The sequence below is a fragment of the Xanthomonas euroxanthea genome (assembly GCF_900476395.1).
Taxonomy (GTDB): domain Bacteria; phylum Pseudomonadota; class Gammaproteobacteria; order Xanthomonadales; family Xanthomonadaceae; genus Xanthomonas; species Xanthomonas euroxanthea.
In genome coordinates this window covers 308703-329255 of the sequence record NZ_UIHB01000004.1, presented here as the reverse complement: position 1 = coordinate 329255, position 20553 = coordinate 308703, and the positions used below count along the sequence as shown (strand labels likewise).

Here is a 20553-nt window from a genome sequence, read left to right as displayed (position 1 = left end):
GCTTTCAGCTAGCTTGAGAGGTAAACGAACGGTGCAGATGCGTCGGTTGTAGAGCGGCTGATCTGCGGCTTGGCTGCAGGGGCCCTTTGCCCGCCTGCCAGCGCGGGACACGCTGCAGGTAGCTCTTATCTCCAGTACTGCGCGCGCGGTCGCTGGTCGATCGCCGCTGTAGCCCGATCGATCAACGGCGCTGGTGTGCCGACGCCGATGCCGCCGGGTGGGATGCGGTGGTTTCCGCCTGCGGTGCAGCGTTGTCCTTGTCCTCCGGCCGCAGCGCATTTCCCGACCTGCTGTCGATCAGGATCACGGGCACCTGCGAGCGTCGACGTTGTTCCAGGCGATGCGGCAGGGGGTCCAGTGCCTGGCGCAGCGCGCTCAGTGCCGGGTCGACCCCGCGCAGCGGATACCACAGGCCGATCAGGCTGAAGTGCCGGCTGTAGCGCAGGGTCTGGGTGCTGCCCACCCACAAGGGTTGGGCGCCGGGCTGCAGGCGCGCGGCCGCCGGCCACAGGCGCAACACATGCACATGACCGGGCGCCGCGTGACGCACCATCAGCAGGGCTTCGACCTGCGTGTCCAGCGTGGCCGGCAGAATCGGCACCTCGTCCGGGCGGCCGCTGACATCCAGCAGGTGCAGCGCCTGTTCCCAGCCGGCCTGCGGTTGCACCCGCCAGCCGCGTGCTTCCAGCTGGCGCTGCAGCGGTGCCAGCGGGCCGGCTAGCTGCACGTCCAGCGGCCAGCGCTGGTCGTCGTCGAATTCATTGCGGCGTGCGGGCAGCAGGCGCCACTGGCCGTTCCACCAGTCATTGGCGGGCAATTCCATCAGCAACGGCGGCGGCGGTTCGAACTTGGCCAGTTTGGTGTCCAGATTGCGCGGCGCGAACACGATCGCGCAGGTCAGGAACACACCGTAGAAGATCCACGAGACCGGCTTGACCCAGAACGCGCGGGTGGCCCGGCGGCGATAGGCGATGCCCAGCACCAGCAGCCAGAAGATGCCGAACAGCATGCCGCCGACCACGTCGCTGAGCCAGTGTGCGCCCAGGTACAGGCGCGCGAAGCCGATCAGCGACACCATTGCGCCACTGACCAGATACGGCCACACCCGGCGCCGGCCCGGCAGCTCGCGCGCGATCAGCAGCGCGAAGAAACCAAAGCCGATCGTGGCCATGGTGACCGCCACCGACGGAAACCCGAAACCGCTGCTGGCCGCCGGCGGGCGCACCACCTGCACGGTGGCGCCCAGCAACTGGGTCAACGCCAGGCCGAAGGCCAGCGCGATCACCCAATGCGTCACCGCCATCCAGCGGCGCCGCCAGGCTAGGTAGCCCATCGCCGCCGCGATCGCCGGCAGCAGCACCTGCCAGTCGCCCAGCGAGGCCAGCGCCACCATCGGGTAGTCGGCCAGCGGGTTGCGCAGCGCCAGCATCAGGTCGTGTACGGCCAGGTCCACGCGCAGCGGCTCGCCATGCGCCAGCACCACCATCAGCAACACGAACCAGCCCCAGCCCAGCAGCAACAGCATCAACGCCATCATCGCCAGCGGCACCGACTCGCGGCGGCGCGGGTCGAACACGCTGACCGACCAGTTACCCAGGACCGGATGCCGATGCGACCACTCCAGCAGCCGCGCCAGCAGGGCATCCAGATGGCCGGCCGACCAACGGTAGGAGTACAGCACCATCGCCCAGGCCAGGCCGATCACTGCGGCCAGCAAGGTGACCACCACGAACAGGCGGCCGGCCACCGCGGCCACCGCGTCGTAGGCAGTGCCCAGCACCCAGCCGGGCACCAGGAACAGCAGCGCCCACGAGATGCAGGCCAGGCCGCTGGCGACCAGATAGCGCTTGAACGGCATGTGCGACATGCCGGCGATGGCCGGCACGAACGGCCGCACCGCGCCCACGTAACGGGCGATCAGGATGCTCTTGAAGGCATTGCGCCGAAACAGCAACTCGCCACGCTCCAGCAACTGAGGGTAGCGGCGGAACGGCCAGTAGGTGTGCAACTGGTGACCCCACCGGTGGCCGACCCAGAAGCTCAGCGTATCGCCGGCGAAGGCGCCAAGGGCGGCGCAGGCCACCGCATACGGCCCGTTGATCTGGCCCAGCCCGATCAGCACGCCGATGGCGAACAGCAACGGCAGTGCAGGCACGATGGCGCCGAGCACGATCACCGCATCGGAAAATGCGATGGCAAAGATCGCCACGCCAGCCAGGGTGGGGTGGTGTCCGATCCACTCCAGCGTGGCGTCGATCCATGAATTCATCCCACGATTATAGGTGGGCATGGCGACGAGGTGACTTCGCCGTCATCACATCGGCCCGGCCGCTTCACCTCAGGTTGCGAGCGGACAAGACCGCAGGGGCAACGCGCGCTGTGGCGATGCGGGCGCCCCGCCTACAATGGGGGATGAGTGACGATCCCGCCGCTAATCTGCCGCTGAAGTCCGATACCTTCGGGCGCATCCTGTTGATCCGCGAGGCCGACCGCCTGTTCGTGCGGCGCGACCTGAGCGTGGCGCCGTGGCTGTTGCGCGGAGTGGCCTGGTGGCTGGCGCGGCGAGAAGCGTTGGCCCTGCGCCAGCTGGATGGCTTGCCACGCACGCCGCGGCTGTTGCGCTGGGACGGGCGCCATCTGGATCGCAGCTATCTGGCCGGCGATGCGATGTACCGGCGCCCGCCGCGTGGCGATCTGGCCTACTTCCGCTGCGCGCGCAGGTTGTTGCAGCAGTTGCATCGGCGCGGCGTGGCGCATAACGATCTGGCCAAGGAGGCCAACTGGCTGGTGCAGGACGACGGCAGCCCGGCGGTGATCGATTTCCAGCTGGCGGTACGCGGCAACCCCCGTGCGCGCTGGATGCGCCTGCTTGCCCGCGAAGACCTGCGCCACCTGCTCAAGCACAAGCGCATGTATTGCCCGGCCGCGATCACCCCGGTGGAACGCCGCGTGCTCAAGCGCACCTCCTGGGTACGCAAGCTGTGGTTCGCCACCGGCAAACCGGTCTATCGCTTCGTGACCCGCCGCGTGCTGCACTGGGAAGACAACGAGGGGCAGGGGCCGAAGCCCTGAAGTGCCGGGAATCGGGAATCGGGAGCAGGGAATCGGTAGGGCGCATCGCGGCAGCTGATCGTGCGTCGGCTGCTGGACGTACAAGGCGCTAAGCTTTTGCGATTCCCCATTCTCGACTCCCGATTCCCATGACCCTAAACGGCAAAACCCTCTTCATCACCGGTGCCTCGCGCGGGATTGGCTTGGCGATTGCGTTGCGGGCGGCGCGGGATGGGGCCAATGTGGCGATTGCGGCCAAATCGGCGGTGGCCAATCCCAAGTTGCCCGGCACCATCCATAGCGCGGCCGCGGCGGTGACGGCGGCCGGTGGGCAGGCGCTGGCACTCAAATGCGATATCCGCGACGACGACCAGGTGCGTGCGGCCGTGGCCGCCACGGTCGATGCCTTCGGAGGTATCGATATCCTGGTCAACAATGCCAGTGCGATCTGGTTGCGTGGTGCGTTGGACACGCCGATGAAGCGCTTCGATCTGATGCAGCAGGTCAACGCACGCGGCAGTTTTCTGTGCGCACAGGCGTGCCTGCCGCATCTGTTGCAGGCGCCCAATCCGCACATCCTCACGCTGGCGCCGCCACCGTCCTTGAACCCGGCGTGGTGGGGCGCGCATACCGGCTACACCCTGGCAAAGATGGGCATGAGCCTGGTGACCCTGGGGCTGGCAGCCGAGTTCGGCCCGCAAGGCGTGGCGATCAATGCGCTGTGGCCGCGCACCGTGATCGCCACCGATGCGATCAACATGATCGACGGCGTGGACGCGGCCGCGTGTCGCCGGCCGGAGATCATGGCCGACGCGGCGCATGCAGTGCTGACGCGCAAGGCGGCTGGATTCCATGGCCAGTTCCTGATCGACGACGATGTCCTGGCCCAGGCCGGCATCACCGACCTGAGTGGTTATGCGGTCGACCCGTCGCGTGCGCTGTTGCCGGATCTGTTTCTCGACTGAGCGCGGCCAACATCGCGGCCCGCGCTCGTGGGCGGGAGACGGAGCGCGACCGAGCCTCGGCGCGCGCAGCTGCCGCGCTTCAAGGCGTAGGTGCGCCCCGCCAGCAGTCGCGCCGTGGAGGCCCGGCTGCGGCCGGACCTGGGGCGAGCACACCCAGTTCACAGTCGGGTTTGCTATCGTGTGTAGCTGAAAACGTTTCCAACAAGGATGTACCGCGCGTGTCTCCGAAGTTTCGTGTGCTTGTTCTGGCGGTCTGCGTGTCCGCCCTGGTGGCCGCCTGTGGCGGCAAGTCGCAGCAGCCTGCAACCGGTGCCGACGGTGCCGATACCAAAACGACCGGAGGACAGCTGGATTCCCTGCAAGGCGTGACCGCCAAGCTCGGCGCCTATATCGACTGCTTCAACCGCGTCAACGCGAAGGTGCACGCCGGCGCCAAGTACTACACCGGCTGGATGCAGGACCCGTTCGCCGGCCCGACCGGTGACGAGTCCGGCATGACCGGCCCGTACGATATCGACGATGGCGACATGCAGCAGTGCGACGCACCGGTCAGCGCGGCCGCTGCGGCGAAGCCAGCGCTGCCGGCGCTGGACAAGGCAGCAAGCGACTATCGCGCGGCATTGAAGGCACTGCAGCCGATCAGTCACGCAGTGGCCGATTACTACACCCGCCAGGATTACGAGGACGATCAGTTTGCCAAGGGCAAGCAGCTGCACCCGCAGCTGATGGAGGCACTGTCCACCTACGCCGATGCCAGCACCGCCTTCAGCGCCGAACTGGACGTGCAAAACGACGCGGCGCAACGCGAAAAGCTCAAGACGCTGGAGCAGGGCGAAGGCCGCACGCGCGAGTATTACCGGCTGGCGATGATGCTCGACGCCAAGCAGATCGCCGATACGCTGGAAGAGGAGCAGTTCGACGTGGCGCGTGCCAACGCGCTGCTGGACGGCTTCAACCGTCTCTCCGATGAAGCGCACGCCAAGGTGGCCGACCAGGAGCCGGGCAAGCTGGACTGGAACAGCTTTGAAACCGCTGCAGAAACCTTCCGCAGACAAGCCAAGGCGCGGGTGAAGCGCGTGGTCGAAAAAACGCCTTACAGCAAGATGGAGCAGGGCTGGCTGGATAGCCCCTCGCTGGCGCCCGAAGGCTCGCCGCGCAAGTTACTCAACACCTACAACGCGCTGGTGTTCCAAAGCAATCGTCAGTAATCACTGCTGTTTCCAGCCATCGCGCGCGTGCCGGGCGACCGGCTGCGCCGGATGCCTTTCGGCCGCACGCTGCGGCGCCACCTTCTTTTCAACCTATCAATGGAACGCAAGATGACCCATCAACTTCGTTATGCGCCGCTCGCCGCGGCGATCGCGTTCGCCGCACTGCTTGCCGGCTGCCAGAAAAACGCGCCCGCCGCCGCAGTGGAAGGCGCCGACAAGATCAATGCCTACATCACGTGCTTCAACGGTGTCGAGCAGCCGATCCATGAGAGCTACCAGCAATACATCGGCTGGATGCAGGACCCCGAGGCCGGCCCGACCGGCAAGGAGAGCGGTATCCATGCACCGGGCACGGTGCTGTCGCATCACGTGGACGAATGCGGGGCGCCGATGACCGCGGCACTGGCGCAAACGCCCGCCAACCCCCAGCTCGATCCGGTGGCCAAGACCTATCAGGAACGCTTCACCACGCTCAACGAGCGTATCGGCGAAGCGGTGCGCTACTACGACCGCGAGGATTATCTGCGCGATGACGGCAAGGGCATGAAGGCGCTGCACGCGCCGTTGATGCAGGCCTATCACGCGTTCTTCGAGGCCGGCGAAGCCATGAATGCCGGACTCGAACGCAACGAAGACATGCGTCGCCAGGCGCAGATCGATGCGATCGAAAAGGAAGAGGGCCGCAGTGCCTCCTGGTATCACCTGAAGATCATCGGCGAAGGCAAGCAGCTGGTGCAGGTGCTCGACAGCGACACGCCGGATCTTGCCGCAGCGCAATCCCAGCTCGCACGCTACCAGGGCATTCTGGAAGAGGCGCAGAAGGCCAAGGTCGGCCAGGGCGATGCGATGTGGGGCCACATGGAACGTTCTGCCGACAAGCTGGCACGCGAGTCGGGACGACTGGTCGAGCGTATCCGCACCAAGACACCATTGAACAAGAGCGAGCAGATGCTGCTGGAAAGTGGCTCGCTCCCCCCGGGCGGCACGCGCCAGGCCGTGCTGGCCAGCTACAACGATCTGATCGACATGAGCAATCGCATGTCGCATTGATGCTGCGCATGCATCTGTGTCGCATTGCCTAAGCGCATCGAGCAGATAATTGTGCAAGCCTCAAAGATGCTGAAATCCTGACCTTCAGCGTTGTTAGATGGTCTCAAGCAGAACTGGTCGAGGGCGCGGTGCCCTCACCGGCTGCGGGACACGCCGTGAACCCGTCCCTGGGGCTCGGTGGCGGCATCCATGCCGCCACACGGTCCCGCAACCGGCGAGGACACCGCACCAGACGGTTGGTCGGCGCTCATCTGAAAACTGTCTGTCGTGCGGTTTGCCTAGCCATGGAGCCGATGCGTCATGATCGAACGAGGCGCATCCAGCACTGCTCTTACCTTGCGCACCGACTATCCCGACTGGTCCTTGCCCGCTCACCGTCGCGGGACCTTGAGCGGCATGGATGCCGCGCCAGAGCCTACAAGGACGTACTTGCGGCGTGTCCTGCGATGGTGGGCGGGCAAGGACCTGCAGCAAAGTCGCAGATCATCGGCGCTACAGCTGATCTACAAGGCTGTCTATCAGCTGCTCTATCTGCGGCCACTGCTCGGTGGCCGCAGTGGTCGCGTCAAGTCCGCAGCACCGCGTCAGCCGTTGGAACTCTCCGGCAGTGGCTCGGCACATTGCCGGCAATAACGTGCATCCGGCGCGTGGCCTTCCAGCCCGCACCGCGGGCAGTTGCGGGTATCGCGCTTGCCGGCGTGGCCGCCTTCGCGCAGCGTGCTGGCCAGTTCGGCGGTGTAGATGCCGGTGGGCACGGCGATGATGCTGTAGCCGATCAGGATCAGGGCCGAGGTGACGAAGCGGCCCAGCGTGGTCTGCGGCACCAGGTCGCCGAAGCCCACCGTGGCCATGGTCACGATGGCCCAGTACATGCTGGTCGGAATGCTGGTGAACCCGTGTTGCGGGCCTTCGATCACATACATCGTGGCGCCGGCAATCACGGTGATGGTGAGCACGCTGAACAGGAACACCAGTACCTTGCGCCGGCTGCGCCAGAGCGCGTCCACCAGTTGCCCGCTTTCCTCGATGTAGCGGGTGAGCTTGAGGATGCGGAACAGGCGCAGGATGCGCAGCACGCGTACCACCAGCAGCGTCTGCGCACCCGGTACGAAGAACGACAGGTAGCTGGGCAGGATCGACAGCAGATCGATCACGCCCCACACGCTGAGCGCGTAATGCAGCGGGCGCCGCACCACCGCCAGGCGCAACCCGTATTCGACCGTGAACAGGACCGTGAACGCCCATTCCAGCGGCACCAGCCAGTGCGCCGAATGCGAATGGATGCGCGGCACGCTGTCGATCATGATCACCATCACGCTGGTGAGGATCGCCACTACCAGCATCAGGTCGAAATTGCGCGACGGACGGGTGTCGTGCCGGTAGATGATGTCGAACCATTGCCGGCGCCAGCCGTGGTCGGTGGCGGGAGTGAGCTGGGGATCGGAGAAAGGGCGCATCCGCGCATTGTGCCGCAGGCCGGCGAATGCGCGAGAATGCGCGTTCTCCCTCCGCTTCCGCGACCCACCATCATGAGCACCGCTGCCGATTCGCCCCTGTCCCTCGCGCATTACTACCTGCCGGTGTACCGCCCGCGCCAGGTGGTGCTGGAGCGTGGCCAGGGCAGTCGCGTGTGGGACGACCAGGGCCGCGAGTATGTGGATCTGTCCGCCGGCATCGCGGTCAACGGGCTGGGGCACAACGATCCGGATCTGATGGCCGCGCTGACCGAACAGGCCGGCAAGCTGTGGCACACCAGCAACGTGTTCTTCAGCGCACCGCCGCTGCAGCTGGCCGAAGAGCTGGTGACCGCTTCGCGCTTCGCGCACAAGGTGTTCCTGTGCAACTCGGGGACCGAGGCCAACGAGGCGGCGATCAAGCTGGTACGCAAGTGGGCCAGCAGTCACGGCCGCGCGGCCGACAAGCGCGTCATCGTGACCTTCCGCGGCAGCTTCCACGGGCGCACCCTGGCTGCGGTCACCGCGACCGCGCAGCCCAAGTACCAGGAAGGCTACGAGCCGCTGCCCGGCGGGTTTCGCTATGTGGACTTCAACGACGTGGCGGCGCTGGAGGCGGCCATGGCCTCGGGCGATGTGGCCGCGGTGATGGTCGAGCCGATCCAGGGCGAGGGTGGGGTGATGCCAGCCGCGCCGGGTTTCCTGAGCCGCGTGCGCGCGCTGTGCGACCAGCACGATGCGCTGCTGGTGCTGGACGAGATCCAGTGCGGCATGGGCCGTACCGGCACGCTGTTCGCGCATTGGCAGGAGCAGGTGACGCCGGACATCGTGACGCTGGCCAAGGCGCTGGGTGGCGGCTTCCCGATCGGCGCAATGCTGGCCGGCCCCAAGGTGGCCGAAACCATGCAGTTCGGCGCGCACGGCACCACCTTCGGCGGTAATCCGCTGGCCGCGGCGGTGGCGCGGGTGGCGCTGCGCAAGCTGGCTTCGCCGCAGATCGCCGAGAATGTGGAGCGTCAATCGGCGGCGCTGCGTGCCGGCCTGGAGGCGCTTAACGCCGAGTTCGGCCTGTTCGCGCAGATCCGCGGACGCGGCCTGATGCTGGGCGCGGTACTGGCGCCGGCGCGTGCCGGGCAGGCCGGCGCGATCCTGGATTTCGCCGCCAACCATGGCGTGTTGCTGTTGCAGGCGGGGCCGGATGTGCTGCGCTTCGTGCCGGCACTGAATCTGACCGATGCCGAGTTGGCCGATGGCTTGGCGCGCCTGCGCCTGGCCGTTGCCGAGTACGCCGCGCAGAAGTGATCGACCTCTGCGCTTCCTTGCGCCATTGCGGGCGGCGCTGTGCCGGTGAGCGCGGTTGGGGAGGAGGCGCAGGTCGTTGTGTTTCCCGATTTGCGCCAGGCCCTGTCAGGGCACGTGGTGTTGCTGCCGCACGTACCTGCGCGGCAGTTGCAGGATCTGCATGAAGACCGCGGTGCGTAGCTGATGTGGATTGCGTAGCGCGCGATGCGGCCCTCTTGCAGCAGCGATTGGATAACGGCGGGGGGCATGGAGGTTTGAGTTTTATCGCTCTACCGTGCCCTCACCCCAACCCCTCTCCCGACGGGCTCGCTTCTGCGTTCGCCGTTAACCCAACACCGACTCAAGGCGCCAACGCTGTCCCTGATCGTGGACGCCGACGCGTTCAATGCTGCGAGCAGCGTCTTGCGTAATCCGTGAGGGTGATCGGTGTTCCGCGATGCTCAACGATTCCCGATTCCCGATTCCCCAATCCCCAATCCCCAATCCCCAATCCCCAATCCCCAATCCCGGCCCTTCACCCCAGCCCATACCGCTTCAACACCCGCCGCAAGCCGCGCGCATCGCGCACCGTGTCCGCATGCAGGCCGGCGGCACGTGCGCCGCGGACGTTGACGAACAGGTCGTCGATAAACAACGTGCGTGACGCGGCCGCATCGAGCCGGGCGAGCGAGCGCTGATACACCGGCAGCTCCGGCTTGCGGCCGCCGAGGGCGCCGCTGCACAGCACGCGGCCCTGCAATAGCGGAAACAGCGCTGGCACGATCCGCTCGATCGCTTCCGCCATCAACGGCCCGTTGTTGGTGAGCACCGCCACCTCGGTCGTTGCCGACACCGCCAGTACCTGCGCCACTACCGCCGGCTCGGCGCGGCATGCCGCCACGCGCGCATCGATCCAGGTGGCGCGATCGATCACGCAGCCAAGCCCCTCGCCGAGCTGCGCCAGATAGGCCGACGTGTCGATCACGCCGGCATCGTAGGCGCGCTCCAGGCCCTGCTCGAACAAGACCTGTTGCACACGTTGCGGCGTGCATCCCGCCGCACTGGCAAGCGCAGCCAGACGACGCGGCCGCGAATAGCTGGCCAGCACGCCGTCGAAATCGAGCAGTAACAGGGACGGTGCGGCAGGCGGCATGGGTGGACTCGGGATGCGGCTGCGCAGCGTTGTCGATTCGGCGCGGCATGGCAAGTGCGCAAGACCTGGTATGTCCGGATGCCGGCAGGTGGGTGGGGCAGTCCCTATTCAGATCGTTGAATCCGGTCGCTACCTACCCACCCGCGCCGCCCCTACCCTCCGCGCGGCGCGTGCAGCGGAACTGTGCTGGGTATGGTCGATGCATGCCGCATCCGCGGTGTCAGCCGGTCTTGGGGAGCGGGCCCGGTCACTCAGCACGTCACACCATCCAGGGGGTCGATTGCATGCGCAAGCGCTTGAACACCGATCAACTGGCGGCGTCGGTTGCCGCCATTCTCACCACCGCCACGCGTGGTCGCACGCTGGCTTCGATGACCTTGGTGCTGGCTGGCGCCCACAGCCTGCCGGTCCTGGCACAGGAAGCACGCACGCTGGACGCGGTCAGCGTGGTCGGCACCGGCTCCACGCGCACCACCGCCTCCATCTCCGTCGACGACATCCAGGCACAGGTGCCCGGCGTGGCACCGCAGCAGCTACTGGCGAGCCTGCCGGGCGTGAATGTCCAGACCACCGATCCGTTCGGGCTGTACGAGTTCGGCGACTCGATGACCATCCGCGGCTTTTCCGCCAACCAGATTGGCGTGACCCTGGACGGCATCCCGATCGAAACCTTCGACACCCGCGAAGGCGGCCCGATCACCCGTTACGTGTCCAGCGAGAACCTGCTCGACGTCACCGTGTCGGCCGGCTCCGGCGATGTCACCCAGCCTTCGTACCACGCATTGGGCGGCGCGATCCGTTACACCAGCCTGCCACCGAAGGGCGGCGACAGCTGGAGCGGCAACCTCACCCAGACCATCGGCTCGGACGATCTGGTGCGCAGCTTCGTGCGCCTGGATACGCCGGACTGGTGGGACGGCGGCCCCAGCGCGTATCTGTCTGCCTCGCGCACGCAGGGCGGGGTGTGGGACATGGAGCCGGCCACGCAGAAGAGCGATCACTTCGAAGCCAAGATCCGCCAGGCCTGGGACGTGGGCAGCCTGACCCTGGGCTGGATCTACAACAACCGCAAGGACTACGACGTGCAGTCCTACAACTCCGACGGGTCGGTGTCGTGGGATCTGCATGAACGCATCACCGGCAATCCGGAAGTGGATGCCGAGCATTACAGTGAATGGCAGAACGGCCGCCGCGATTCGCTGCTCAGCCTGCACGGCGATTTCCTGTTCAACGATGCGATCGGTGTCACCTTCACCGGCTACTACGAAAACAAGCATGGTTATGGCGTCGGCGGCACGCCACCGAGCACGGCCACCGGCCTGTACAACGACGCCATCGCCGGCACGCCGGGTCGCACCGATATCGCCATCAACGACCCGCAGATCGTCGATGCCAACGGCAATGTCATCCGCGTCGGTGCGATGACCCGGCGCGAGGAAATCATGGGCGGGGATCGCTACGGCGTAACCAGTGCAGTGTCATGGGAGACCGAGCACAACAAGCTCGAAGTCGGCGCGTGGTACGAAAACTACGATTTCGATCAGGTGCGCCCGCTGTACAACCTGGACCCGGCCACCGGCGCGCTGCTGAAGGGCTCGCTGCCGATCGTGGTCTATTACGACAATCACTTCTCCACCGAGGTGAAGCAGCTTTACATCAAGGACACGCTGCGCCTGCTCGATGACCGGCTCACCATGGAATTCGGCGCCAAGGGGCTGGATGTCAAACGCGATTACAACGGCATCGCCAATCTCGATGATTTCAATGTCGGCGTGCGCCGCGACGTCACCATCAAGAACAGCGACTGGTTCCAGCCCCAGGTCGGCGCCAGCTTCCAGCTTGCCGAGGGCGTGCAGGTGTTCGCCAACTACGCGGAAAACTTCAGCTCGGCACCACGGCTGGCGCTAACCTCGGGGGCGTTCAATCCGGATATTGCGCCGGAGGAGTCCACCAATATCGATATCGGCATCCGCGCCGAATCCAGCCAGTGGAGCGGCTACATCGCCGCCTACAAGATCGATTACGAGAACCGCATCATCGCGCTGACCGACCCGGACCCGCTGGTGGTCGCGCCCACCGTCTACGCCAACGTCGGCGACGTGCAGACCTACGGGGCGGAAGTGTCCGGTATGTGGAAGCCGATACCGGGCTGGCGGCTGGGGGCATCGCTGACCTGGAACAAGTCCGAGTTCCAGGACAACTATTTCGGCCCGGTCAGCGGCAGCCTGGTGCAGGTGGAAGGCAACGACGTGCCGGACTCGCCCAAGGTGATGTTCAGCCTCAACGGCGGTTGGGAGGGCGAGCATTTCTTCGCCAACCTCGACACCAAATACACCGGCAAGCGCTACGGCGACACGCTCAATACCGACCAGGTCGATGCCACCTTCATCGTCAACGGCAGCGTCGGCTATCAGGGCGAGGATGCCGGGTTTCTGGCCGGTGGGCGGCTGCAGTTGTCGGTCTACAACCTGTTCGACAAGGACGATGCGATCGGCGCGGTGTTCCCGAACGAAAGTTCCGGTTCGTACCAGTTGATCGCACCGCGCCAGCTGTTCGCCAGCCTGGCCTACAAATTCTGAGGCAGTGATGCGGCCGGCAGCGTTGCCGGCCGCGCCATCGGTGGTGTCCGTCGGACTCGATCCATGACATGCAAGGACTAAGCGTTGATGCAAGGCAATCACTCTGGGGCGATGACACGGCGGCAACTGCTGGCGCGCATCGGCATGACCGCTGGCGGCGCGATGATGTATCAGGCGATGAGCAGCCTGGGCATGGCGGCCGAATCCGATTTCAAGGGACCGCTGCAGCTGGATGGCGACCCGAAAGGCGCCTCGGTGCTGATCCTGGGGGCGGGGCTGGCCGGCATGGCGGCGGCCTTCGAACTGCGCAAGGCGGGGTACCGCGTGCAGTTGCTGGAATACAACGACCGCCCCGGCGGGCGTAACTGGACGCTGCGCGGCGGCGACCGCTACACCGAACTCGGCGGGGCGATGCAACATTGCCAGTTCGACGACGGGCTGTACCTCAACCCCGGGCCGTGGCGCATCCCGCATCACCACAAGGCGGTGCTGGGTTACTGCAAACAATTCGGTGTGGCGTTGGAGGCGTTCAACCAGGTCAACTACAACGCGCTGTTGCATAGCCAGCATGGCTTCGGCGGCAAACCGCAGCGCTTTCGCGCCATCGATGCCGATTACAAGGGGCACGTGTCCGAGTTGCTGGCCAAGTGCACCCAGCAGCAGGCGCTGGACACCACCGTGAGCCGCGAAGACCAGGAAGTGCTGCTGGAATCCCTGCGCACCTGGGGCGCGCTCGACCAGAAGTTCGGCTACGTCAAGGGCAAGGACAGCAGCGAGCGGCGCGGTTTTGCGCGTTATCCCGGCGGCGGCCTGTCGGGCAAGCCCGAGTTCTCCGATCCCTTCAGCGTGCAGGACGTGTTGCACTCGCGTCTGTGGACCACGCTGGCGGCCGGCAACAACTACGAAATGCAGACCACCATGTTCCAGCCGGTGGGCGGCATGGACCAGATCGGCAAGGCATTCGCGTCCCGGCTCGGCGATGCCATCACCTACAACGCCAAGGTCACCAGGATCGATCAGGATGGCAACGGTGTGCGCGTGTCCTGGCAGGACGCCGCGCACGGCGGCGAAGAACGCATCGCCAGCGCCGATTGGTGTATCTGCACGATTCCGTTGTCGGTGCTCAGCCGCATTCCGGTCACCGCCAGTGACGCGATGACCACCGCGATCGGCCAGGTGCCGTATGCGGCATCGGTGAAAGTGGGCCTGCAATTCAAGCGCCGCTTCTGGGAAGAGGACGAGGCCATCTACGGCGGCATCAGCTACACCGATCTGCCGATCACCTTGATCAGCTATCCCAGCACCAACTATCACAGCCCCGGCAAGGGCGTGCTGCTCGGTGCGTATGTGTGGGGACTGGATGCCTACCAGTTCACCTCGATGTCCCCGGAGCAGCGCGTGCGCAAGGCGGTCGAATACGGCACACAACTGCATCCGCAGTATCCGCGCGAGTTCGAGAACGGCATTTCGGTCGGCTGGCACCGCGTGCCGTTCACGCACGGCTGTTTCGGCATGTGGAGCGAGCAGGCGCGTGCCGAACACTACACGCCGCTGTGCCAGATCGACGGGCGCCTGGCGCTGGCCGGTGAACACGTCTCCTATATCCCGGCCTGGCAGGAAGGCGCGATCTTGTCCGCGCACGATGTCGTGGGCCGTCTGCATCGCAAAGTGCTGGCCGGAGGAGGTCGCGCATGAGCCTGTTATCACGGTTGGCCGCGGCCAGCTTTGTCGTTGCGATGGCTGCGTTGCTGGTGCCGCCAGGCACATACGACGCGCGGGCGCAGAGCTCCGATGCCACCCAGCTGTTTCCGCAGCAGGGCTTTGCCAAGGCATCCGGCCAGGACGTCTATCAGGCGATCTGCCAGGGCTGCCACATGCCGGGCGGGCGCGGTGCGCAGGGCGCGGGCGAATATCCCGCACTTGCCGGCAACCCGAAGCTGGCCGCCGGCCCCTACGTCACCATGATGGTGCTCGACGGCCATGCGGGCATGCCCGGCTTCGGCGCCATGCTCAACGACCGCCAGGTGGCCGAGGTGGTGAGTTATGTGCGCACGCACTTCGGCAACGATCACGCCGAGCGCGTCACCGTCGACGACGTCAAATTGCTGCGCCACTGATTCTCCCTTTCTCTCTCATGCAAGGAGTTGCCATGTTCCGTCCAGTGACCACCGTTCTCACTGCTGCCCTGCTGTGGTCTGCAGGCCTCGCCGCTGCGCATGCGGCCGACGTGGTCCGCCACAAGATACCCAACAGCGATTTCCCCATTGCTGCCGCCGTGGAGATTCCCGCCGGCAAGGCCACCGTCTACGTCAGTGGCAAGGTGCCGGCGGTGGTGGATGCCAGTGCGCCCAAGGACTCGATCGCCGCCTATGGCGACACCAAGGCGCAGACGGTGAGCGTGTTGAACCAGATCAAGCAGCAACTCGCGACGCTCGGCCTGGGCATGGGCGATGTGGTGAAGATGCAGGTGTTTCTGGTCGGTGATCCGGCCATGGGCGGCAAGATGGATTTCAACGGTTTCATGGAAGGGTACCGCCAGTTCTTCGGCACCAAGGAGCAGCCCAATCTGCCGGCGCGCTCGGCCTTCCAGATCGCCGCGCTCGGCAATCCGTTGTATCGGGTGGAAATCGAAGTGGTCGCCGTTCGTCCTTGAATCCGTGCTGTCGTCCTGCTGGAGGTTGTCATGAAAACTGCTCTTTCGCGCCGCATGTTTCTCCGCGACTCCGCGCTGTTTGCCGGCGCCGCCGGTGCGAGTGCGCTGCCGCTGCTGGCCGGTGCCGCCGAACGCTCCGCCGCGATCGCGCCGACAGCGGCCGGTGCGTTGTCGCCGGTGATGATCGGCTCCAACGAGTTTCCCGATGGCCCGTCGGCTGCTGCGGTCAAGGCCATCGCGCAGATCGCGCCGCAAGGTGGGCGCTACCTGCGCGATGTGCAGATGGAATTGATGGATACCCTGGCCGCCGAGCTCAAGCTGCCGGTCAACCACCTGATGGCCTACGCCGGTTCGACCGAACCGCTGGACTACACAATGCTGGCGTTCACCTCGCCCAGCGCCGCGCTCGTCACTGCCGATCCCACCTACGAATCCGGTTGGCGCGCCGCCAGCCGCAATGGCGCAAAACTGATCAAGGTGCCGTTGCGCAAGGACTTCTCGCACGATGTGCAGGCGATGTGCGCCGCCGACGCCAGCCCCGGCGTGATCTACATCTGCAATCCCAACAACCCCACCGGCTCGGTCACCGCGCGCAAGGACCTGGACTATGCACTGGCGCACAAGCCCAAGGGCAGCGTGCTGGTGGTCGACGAGGCCTATATCCACTTTGCGCAGAGCACCAGCAGCGTGGTCGACATGGTTGCCGCGGGCGAAGACGTGGTGGTGCTGCGCACCTTCTCCAAACTCTACGGCATGGCCGGCATCCGCCTGGGCTACGCGGCCGCACGCCCGGACCTGCTGGCCAAGCTGATGTTCTACAGCGTCAACAGCCTGCCGGTGACCGCGGCTGCCGCAGGCCTGGCCAGCCTGCGCGATCCCGCGCTGGTGCCGCAGCGGCGCGCACGCACCGCGGCCACACGCAAGGACGTAATAGCGTTTCTCGCCAAGCAGGGCTATGCCTGCACCACCTCCGAGAGCAACTGCTTCATGGTCGACGTGAAGCGGCCGGCCGCCGGCTTCAAGGACGACATGGCCACCCATGGCGTGTTCATCGGACGCAGCTGGCCGGTGTGGCCGACCTGGTCGCGGATCACTGTCGGCACCGATGCGGAGATGGCGCGCTTCAAGCAGGCCTTCGTGCAGGTGATTGCCGGCAAGCGCGGCCCGCTGCCGCTGCCGGAGGCCACGGCCGATGTACATGATCCGATGGATGCTTTTTTCCGCTACGCATGAGGCGTTACTCTGGCAACATCGGCGCTTGCAGATGCGCTGGTGTGACCAGGCGCGCTGGGCGTCGCGCATCCCTTATTGCAGGAGTGTTCCTTTGAAAGTGTTTTCGACAGTTGCCGTGATTGGATTGGTGCTGCTGGCACCGTCGGCATGGGCGCGCACCTGCGCGGTGACCATCACCGGCAACGACCAGATGAAGTTCGACCAGAGCGCGATCAAGCTGGCGCCCGACTGCACGCAGGTGGACCTGACGCTCAAGCACTCCGGCAAGATGGCTGCCACGGTGATGGGCCACAACTGGGTGCTGACCAAGTCCGCCGACTTCCAGGCAGTGGCCAATGCCGGCATACGCTCCACCATCGCCGACAGTTATCTGCCCAAGGCCGACGCGCGCGTGATCGCACACACCAAGGTCATCGGCGGCGGCGAGATCACCACGGTGAGCTTTCCCACCAGCAAGTTGAGCAAGGGCGGCGACTACACCTTCTTCTGCTCGTTCCCCGGCCACTGGGCGATGATGAAGGGCACGCTGAGTTTTGGATGAGGTATCAGCTGCCGCAGGTGCATGGCCGCGGCAGGAGCGATAGGCGAGGGAGCTGGCACGCGGTCACGCCGCGTGCTCCAGGCAATCGTGAGCGGAGCGGACGGCAGCGCCAGCGACCGTCGTAGACGGTGCGCGGAGAACTGCGCGTAAAGGAAGGCGCGCTGTTGTGGCAGGCTCCATGTGTTGTCGTGACCGGGCCGCTTCTGGATGCCGAGATAGACCAGCTTGCCGCAGCGTGCAGGTGTCATCACCGCCTCCGGCCGCCCGAAGTGGCGTCTTGCCGCGCGTCAGCGCCGTAGCTGGAGGTCAGCCCGGCACCGTTTCCGAATTGCCTGGTGGATCGGCTGCGCGCAACAACCCGCGTTGCAAGGCCTGCGCCAGCGCGCTTTCGCGGCTGCGTGCATCCAGCTTGCGATAGAGATTCTTCAAATGGAACTTGACCGTGTTTTCCGACAGATGCAAACAGCGTGCGATCTGCTTGTTGGAATACCCACGTGCCAGTTGCGCGAGCACTTCCAGCTCGCGCTCGCTGAAGATGTCGCCGGCCGGGTCCTCGTCGCCGCTGAGGCGTTCGAGCAGGGCCTGGATGGTGAGTGCGCGTGTGGTGCCGCCGACGGTATGCGGGTCGTGCTGGCGCAGCGAGCGCAGCATCGCCTTGGCCGGCAGTCCGAGTTCGACGATCGCCTGCCAGCTTTGCGTCAGTGCCACATGGTCGAGCGCGCTATACAGGTGCGGTAGCGCCGCGACCAGTTCGCCGCGTTGCTGCAGCACCAGGGCGATGCGCGCGCGGGTGCGCGCGAGGTGGCACAGGTTGTCGTTGGCCAGGCAGGCCTGTTCGATCTGGCCCAGGATGGTCAGCGCGGCGCTGCTGCGTCCGGCCAGCCGATGCCAGCGTGCCAGCGCAAAGCCCATCGCCGCGCGGTCGCGCCAGCGGTGGGGCGAGCGCAGCGTATGCGCCAATCCGGATTCGCCGCCGGTGCGTGCAATCAGCACATCGATGGCGGCATTGCCCGGATGCTCCAGCAACAGCATCAAACGCCATGCTGCAGCCAGTTCCGACAGGCGCGTCAGCTTGCGCCCGTGCGCGATCTGCTCGACGTGTTCGAGCAGCGCCAAGGCACTACGCCCGCTGTGGTCGCGCACACGCTCCAATCCCAGCGCGGTGTCGTAGGCGGCGGCCAGCACGTCCATGCCGCCATCGTGCTGTTCCAGCAATTCCAGTGCCGGATGCAGCAGGTCGGCCGCATCGTCGTGGTGGCCGCGTTCGTAGTGCAGTTGTGCGAGCAGGCACTGGCCGGCGGCCTCCAGCACGCGATCCAGCTGCGGGGAGCGGGCGCACCAGTGCAGGGCCTGCCGGTAACAGGCTTCGGCGTCACCGAGCTGTCCGCGATAGAAAAAACTCTGGCCCAGCGCCAGCAGCGCCTGGCCCCCGCCTGGTTCGCTGCCGCCGCGCTGCATCGCATCGCGTGCGTTCAGGGCGTAGCGTTCGGCAGTTGCAAAGGCACCCTGCGCAATGGCGGTGGTGGCACAGATGCACAGCAGCATGCCGCGGCCCAGGTGGTCGTCCTCGTCCAGCGCGGAGGCTTGCGCGGCGATCTGGGTCAGACCATGCGGATTGCCGCAGATCTCGTCGAGGCGATCGCGCAACAGCGCCACCACCACCGTGTAGTCGCGTTGCAAGGGCTCGCGCAGCGCAGCCGGAAAGTCGCGGAAGCGTTCCAGCAGCAGGCGCGCATGGCTGAATTCGCCGAGCTTCGCGTGCAGATGTGCCTGGGTGAGATTCAGCGCCGGGGTGTCGCGGATGGTGCGGTGTTCGAAATGCCGCAGCAGAGCGCGTACCGCGTGCGTGCCGTGGGTCAGCACTAGTTGCCAGGTACCGGCGCGCGCGATGTAGCTGGCGGCCAGGTCGCTGCAATCGGCACGCGATGCGTGCCGCACCGCGTCGGCCAGGTACCGATGATCGCCAAACCAGCGTGCGGCCCGTTGATGCAGTTGGGTGGCCTGACCGGGGTGTTCGCGATCGAGCAGTTGCTGCAGGAAGTCGGCAAACAAGGGGTGATAGCGGAACCACTCGCGCTCGCCATCCATGGGCACCAGCAGGCCGTGGAAATGTTCCAGGCGCGCCAGCAGCCGGCCGCTGTCGTCGCACTGACGCACCGCATCGGCCAGCGCTGCGTTGACGCGCTCCAGGGGGCTGGTCCGCAACAGCAGGTCGCGCGTGTCGGCATCCAGGTCGTTGACCACCTGCTCGGCCAGATACGCGGCAATCTGCGCGCTGCGGCCGGAGAAGCGCGCGGCCACCTCCTGTTGACGCTGCGCGCCGCCTTCCAGCCACAAGCGCGCCAGATGCAGCGCCACCGGCCAGCCTTCGGTGTAGCGCAGCAATTCGTCCACGACCGGCGCCGGCACCTGGGGGCCCAGCAACGCCTGCGCTTCGGGCTCATCCAGTGCCAGCTGCGCGCTGCCAAGACGGCTGAGCTGCGCCTGCAGGTCCAGCCGCGCCAGCGGCAGTGCCGGTACGCGCCGGGTCGCCAGCAACAGGTGCAGACGTCCGCCGCCGTGCTCGACCAGGCGCAGCACCAGCTCGTCGACGATGCCGCTGCCGAGCCGGTCGTAATCGTCGAGGATCATGCTGATGCGCCGGGGCGCAGTGCGTAGCGCGCGGAGCAGCACCGTCACCGCCTCGCGCGGATCCTGGTCGCGGTTGTGCAGCACCGCCGCACACAGTGCCGGATCGGCGCCTGCGTGCTGAAGCGCCAACGCCAGGTGGCCAAGGAAGCGCGTGGCATCGGTGTCCTCTTCGTCCAGCGACAGCCAGGCCACGGCGTGGTCGCGCGCGCGCAGCTGCGCATGCCACTGCGCCAGCAGTGTGGTCTTGCCGAATCCGGGCGGCGCCAGCAGCAGGGTGAGCGGCCGGGCTTGTGCCTGATCCAGCGCCGCCAGCAAGGTGCTGCGCACCACCGCACCGGGACGCGGCAGCGGCGGCTCCAGCTTGCTGGCGAGCAGCCAATCGGGAAGAGCGGAATCGCGCGGCGGTGAGGGGCGCGGCGTGAGCAACGCAACAGGCTTGAGCATGAGGCGAGGGCGGCCCTGGCAAGCGTCGGCAGCGCGCCGGCTCGACACGCTGCAGATCGTGATGAAACAGCGGCGATGCACAGGCGTCACCGTGACCGGCGACAACGTCCATCGGCTGCTTCGAGGGTCCCCACCCATGCCCGTCCATGGACACCTTTCAGAAAGGTATGACAGCCACAAGACAAAAGCAAAGCCTGTCGCTACGCCGCCGCCTGAATGGAGCCTGCGGTGGCGCAGGGTGTGCGCCATTGCTAGGAACGGCCGGGCCCGTCTGGACGCCATCGAGCCGGTTGCAGCGCCGGCGCCG

General features: G+C 66.2%; 15 protein-coding genes. 11 read left to right on the top strand and 4 right to left on the bottom strand.

All coding sequences use genetic code 11. The features are described from left to right. Positions 1-181: 181 nt before the first annotated feature. Positions 182-2269 carry a bifunctional DedA family/phosphatase PAP2 family protein gene (locus CPBF1521_RS13845; protein WP_115677352.1) on the bottom strand — a complete coding sequence of 696 codons (2088 nt, stop codon included), beginning with the start codon at positions 2267-2269 and terminating at the stop codon, positions 182-184. A 143-nt stretch (positions 2270-2412) separates the two neighbouring features. Here CPBF1521_RS13845 and CPBF1521_RS13840 point away from each other — a divergent pair, with 143 nt between their 5' ends. The 4 genes from CPBF1521_RS13840 to CPBF1521_RS13825 all read left to right on the top strand — a co-directional run bounded on the left by CPBF1521_RS13840 (position 2413) and on the right by CPBF1521_RS13825 (position 6277). Then, the gene (locus CPBF1521_RS13840; protein WP_115677351.1) at positions 2413-3072 is read left to right on the top strand and encodes a serine/threonine-protein kinase; all 660 of its coding nucleotides are present in this window, start codon (positions 2413-2415) and stop codon (positions 3070-3072) included. A gap of 128 nt (positions 3073-3200) precedes the next feature. Then, positions 3201-4016 carry an SDR family oxidoreductase gene (locus CPBF1521_RS13835; RefSeq protein ID WP_104584049.1) on the top strand — a complete coding sequence of 272 codons (816 nt, stop codon included), beginning with the start codon at positions 3201-3203 and terminating at the stop codon, positions 4014-4016. A gap of 218 nt (positions 4017-4234) precedes the next feature. Then, positions 4235-5224, top strand: a complete 990-nt coding sequence (locus CPBF1521_RS13830; RefSeq protein WP_115677350.1) for a YiiG family protein — start codon at positions 4235-4237, stop codon at positions 5222-5224. A gap of 111 nt (positions 5225-5335) precedes the next feature. Then, positions 5336-6277 carry a YiiG family protein gene (locus CPBF1521_RS13825; protein ID WP_235858456.1) on the top strand — a complete coding sequence of 314 codons (942 nt, stop codon included), beginning with the start codon at positions 5336-5338 and terminating at the stop codon, positions 6275-6277. 584 nt (positions 6278-6861) lie between these two features. Here CPBF1521_RS13825 and CPBF1521_RS13815 read toward each other — a convergent pair. Further along, entirely contained in the window at positions 6862-7734 is an 873-nt protein-coding gene (locus tag CPBF1521_RS13815; RefSeq protein ID WP_104584053.1) for an ion transporter, read from the bottom strand. Between the two features lie 72 nt (positions 7735-7806). Between CPBF1521_RS13815 and CPBF1521_RS13810 the strand changes: the two genes are divergently transcribed. Further along, on the top strand, positions 7807-9033 hold the full coding sequence (locus CPBF1521_RS13810; RefSeq protein ID WP_115677347.1) for an acetylornithine transaminase: 1227 nt from the start codon (positions 7807-7809) through the stop codon (positions 9031-9033). A 514-nt stretch (positions 9034-9547) separates the two neighbouring features. Here CPBF1521_RS13810 and CPBF1521_RS13800 read toward each other — a convergent pair. Then, a complete protein-coding gene (locus CPBF1521_RS13800; RefSeq protein ID WP_115677345.1) occupies positions 9548-10165 on the bottom strand; it encodes an HAD-IA family hydrolase in 618 nt (205 codons plus the stop codon). 296 nt (positions 10166-10461) lie between these two features. Here CPBF1521_RS13800 and CPBF1521_RS13795 point away from each other — a divergent pair, with 296 nt between their 5' ends. From CPBF1521_RS13795 to azu, 6 genes are all read left to right on the top strand, one after another. Further along, positions 10462-12744 carry a TonB-dependent receptor gene (locus tag CPBF1521_RS13795; RefSeq protein ID WP_181901241.1) on the top strand — a complete coding sequence of 761 codons (2283 nt, stop codon included), beginning with the start codon at positions 10462-10464 and terminating at the stop codon, positions 12742-12744. Positions 12745-12831: 87 nt separating this feature from the next. Next, the gene (locus tag CPBF1521_RS13790) at positions 12832-14439 is read left to right on the top strand and encodes a flavin monoamine oxidase family protein (protein WP_164739759.1); all 1608 of its coding nucleotides are present in this window, start codon (positions 12832-12834) and stop codon (positions 14437-14439) included. Beyond that, on the top strand, positions 14436-14861 hold the full coding sequence (locus CPBF1521_RS13785; protein ID WP_104584058.1) for a c-type cytochrome: 426 nt from the start codon (positions 14436-14438) through the stop codon (positions 14859-14861). Before CPBF1521_RS13790 ends, CPBF1521_RS13785 begins: the two co-directional genes overlap by 4 nt. Positions 14862-14893: 32 nt before the next feature. Beyond that, entirely contained in the window at positions 14894-15397 is a 504-nt protein-coding gene (locus CPBF1521_RS13780) for a RidA family protein (RefSeq protein WP_104584059.1), read from the top strand. Positions 15398-15427: 30 nt separating this feature from the next. Beyond that, positions 15428-16630, top strand: a complete 1203-nt coding sequence (locus CPBF1521_RS13775; protein WP_115677343.1) for a pyridoxal phosphate-dependent aminotransferase — start codon at positions 15428-15430, stop codon at positions 16628-16630. Between the two features lie 91 nt (positions 16631-16721). After that, on the top strand, positions 16722-17171 hold the full coding sequence (gene azu, locus CPBF1521_RS13770) for an azurin (RefSeq protein WP_115677342.1): 450 nt from the start codon (positions 16722-16724) through the stop codon (positions 17169-17171). A 306-nt stretch (positions 17172-17477) separates the two neighbouring features. On the opposite strand, the gene CPBF1521_RS13765 is transcribed toward azu, so the two are convergent. Next, on the bottom strand, positions 17478-20246 hold the full coding sequence (locus tag CPBF1521_RS13765; RefSeq protein WP_115677341.1) for a winged helix-turn-helix domain-containing protein: 2769 nt from the start codon (positions 20244-20246) through the stop codon (positions 17478-17480). Between the last annotated feature and the right edge of the window lie 307 nt (positions 20247-20553).

What these genes read in the sequence shown, in the direction of transcription:
- CPBF1521_RS13765 (WP_115677341.1), bottom strand. Translation starts at nt 20,246, where the DNA reads ATGCTCAAGCCTGTTGCGTTGCTCACGCCGCGCCCCTCACCGCCGCGC.
- CPBF1521_RS13825 (WP_235858456.1), top strand. Translation starts at nt 5,336, where the DNA reads ATGACCCATCAACTTCGTTATGCGCCGCTCGCCGCGGCGATCGCGTTC.
- CPBF1521_RS13840 (WP_115677351.1), top strand. Translation starts at nt 2,413, where the DNA reads ATGAGTGACGATCCCGCCGCTAATCTGCCGCTGAAGTCCGATACCTTC.
- CPBF1521_RS13780 (WP_104584059.1), top strand. Translation starts at nt 14,894, where the DNA reads ATGTTCCGTCCAGTGACCACCGTTCTCACTGCTGCCCTGCTGTGGTCT.
- CPBF1521_RS13815 (WP_104584053.1), bottom strand. Translation starts at nt 7,734, where the DNA reads ATGCGCCCTTTCTCCGATCCCCAGCTCACTCCCGCCACCGACCACGGC.
- CPBF1521_RS13800 (WP_115677345.1), bottom strand. Translation starts at nt 10,165, where the DNA reads ATGCCGCCTGCCGCACCGTCCCTGTTACTGCTCGATTTCGACGGCGTG.
- CPBF1521_RS13775 (WP_115677343.1), top strand. Translation starts at nt 15,428, where the DNA reads ATGAAAACTGCTCTTTCGCGCCGCATGTTTCTCCGCGACTCCGCGCTG.
- CPBF1521_RS13845 (WP_115677352.1), bottom strand. Translation starts at nt 2,269, where the DNA reads ATGAATTCATGGATCGACGCCACGCTGGAGTGGATCGGACACCACCCC.
- CPBF1521_RS13810 (WP_115677347.1), top strand. Translation starts at nt 7,807, where the DNA reads ATGAGCACCGCTGCCGATTCGCCCCTGTCCCTCGCGCATTACTACCTG.
- CPBF1521_RS13785 (WP_104584058.1), top strand. Translation starts at nt 14,436, where the DNA reads ATGAGCCTGTTATCACGGTTGGCCGCGGCCAGCTTTGTCGTTGCGATG.
- CPBF1521_RS13835 (WP_104584049.1), top strand. Translation starts at nt 3,201, where the DNA reads ATGACCCTAAACGGCAAAACCCTCTTCATCACCGGTGCCTCGCGCGGG.
- CPBF1521_RS13790 (WP_164739759.1), top strand. Translation starts at nt 12,832, where the DNA reads ATGCAAGGCAATCACTCTGGGGCGATGACACGGCGGCAACTGCTGGCG.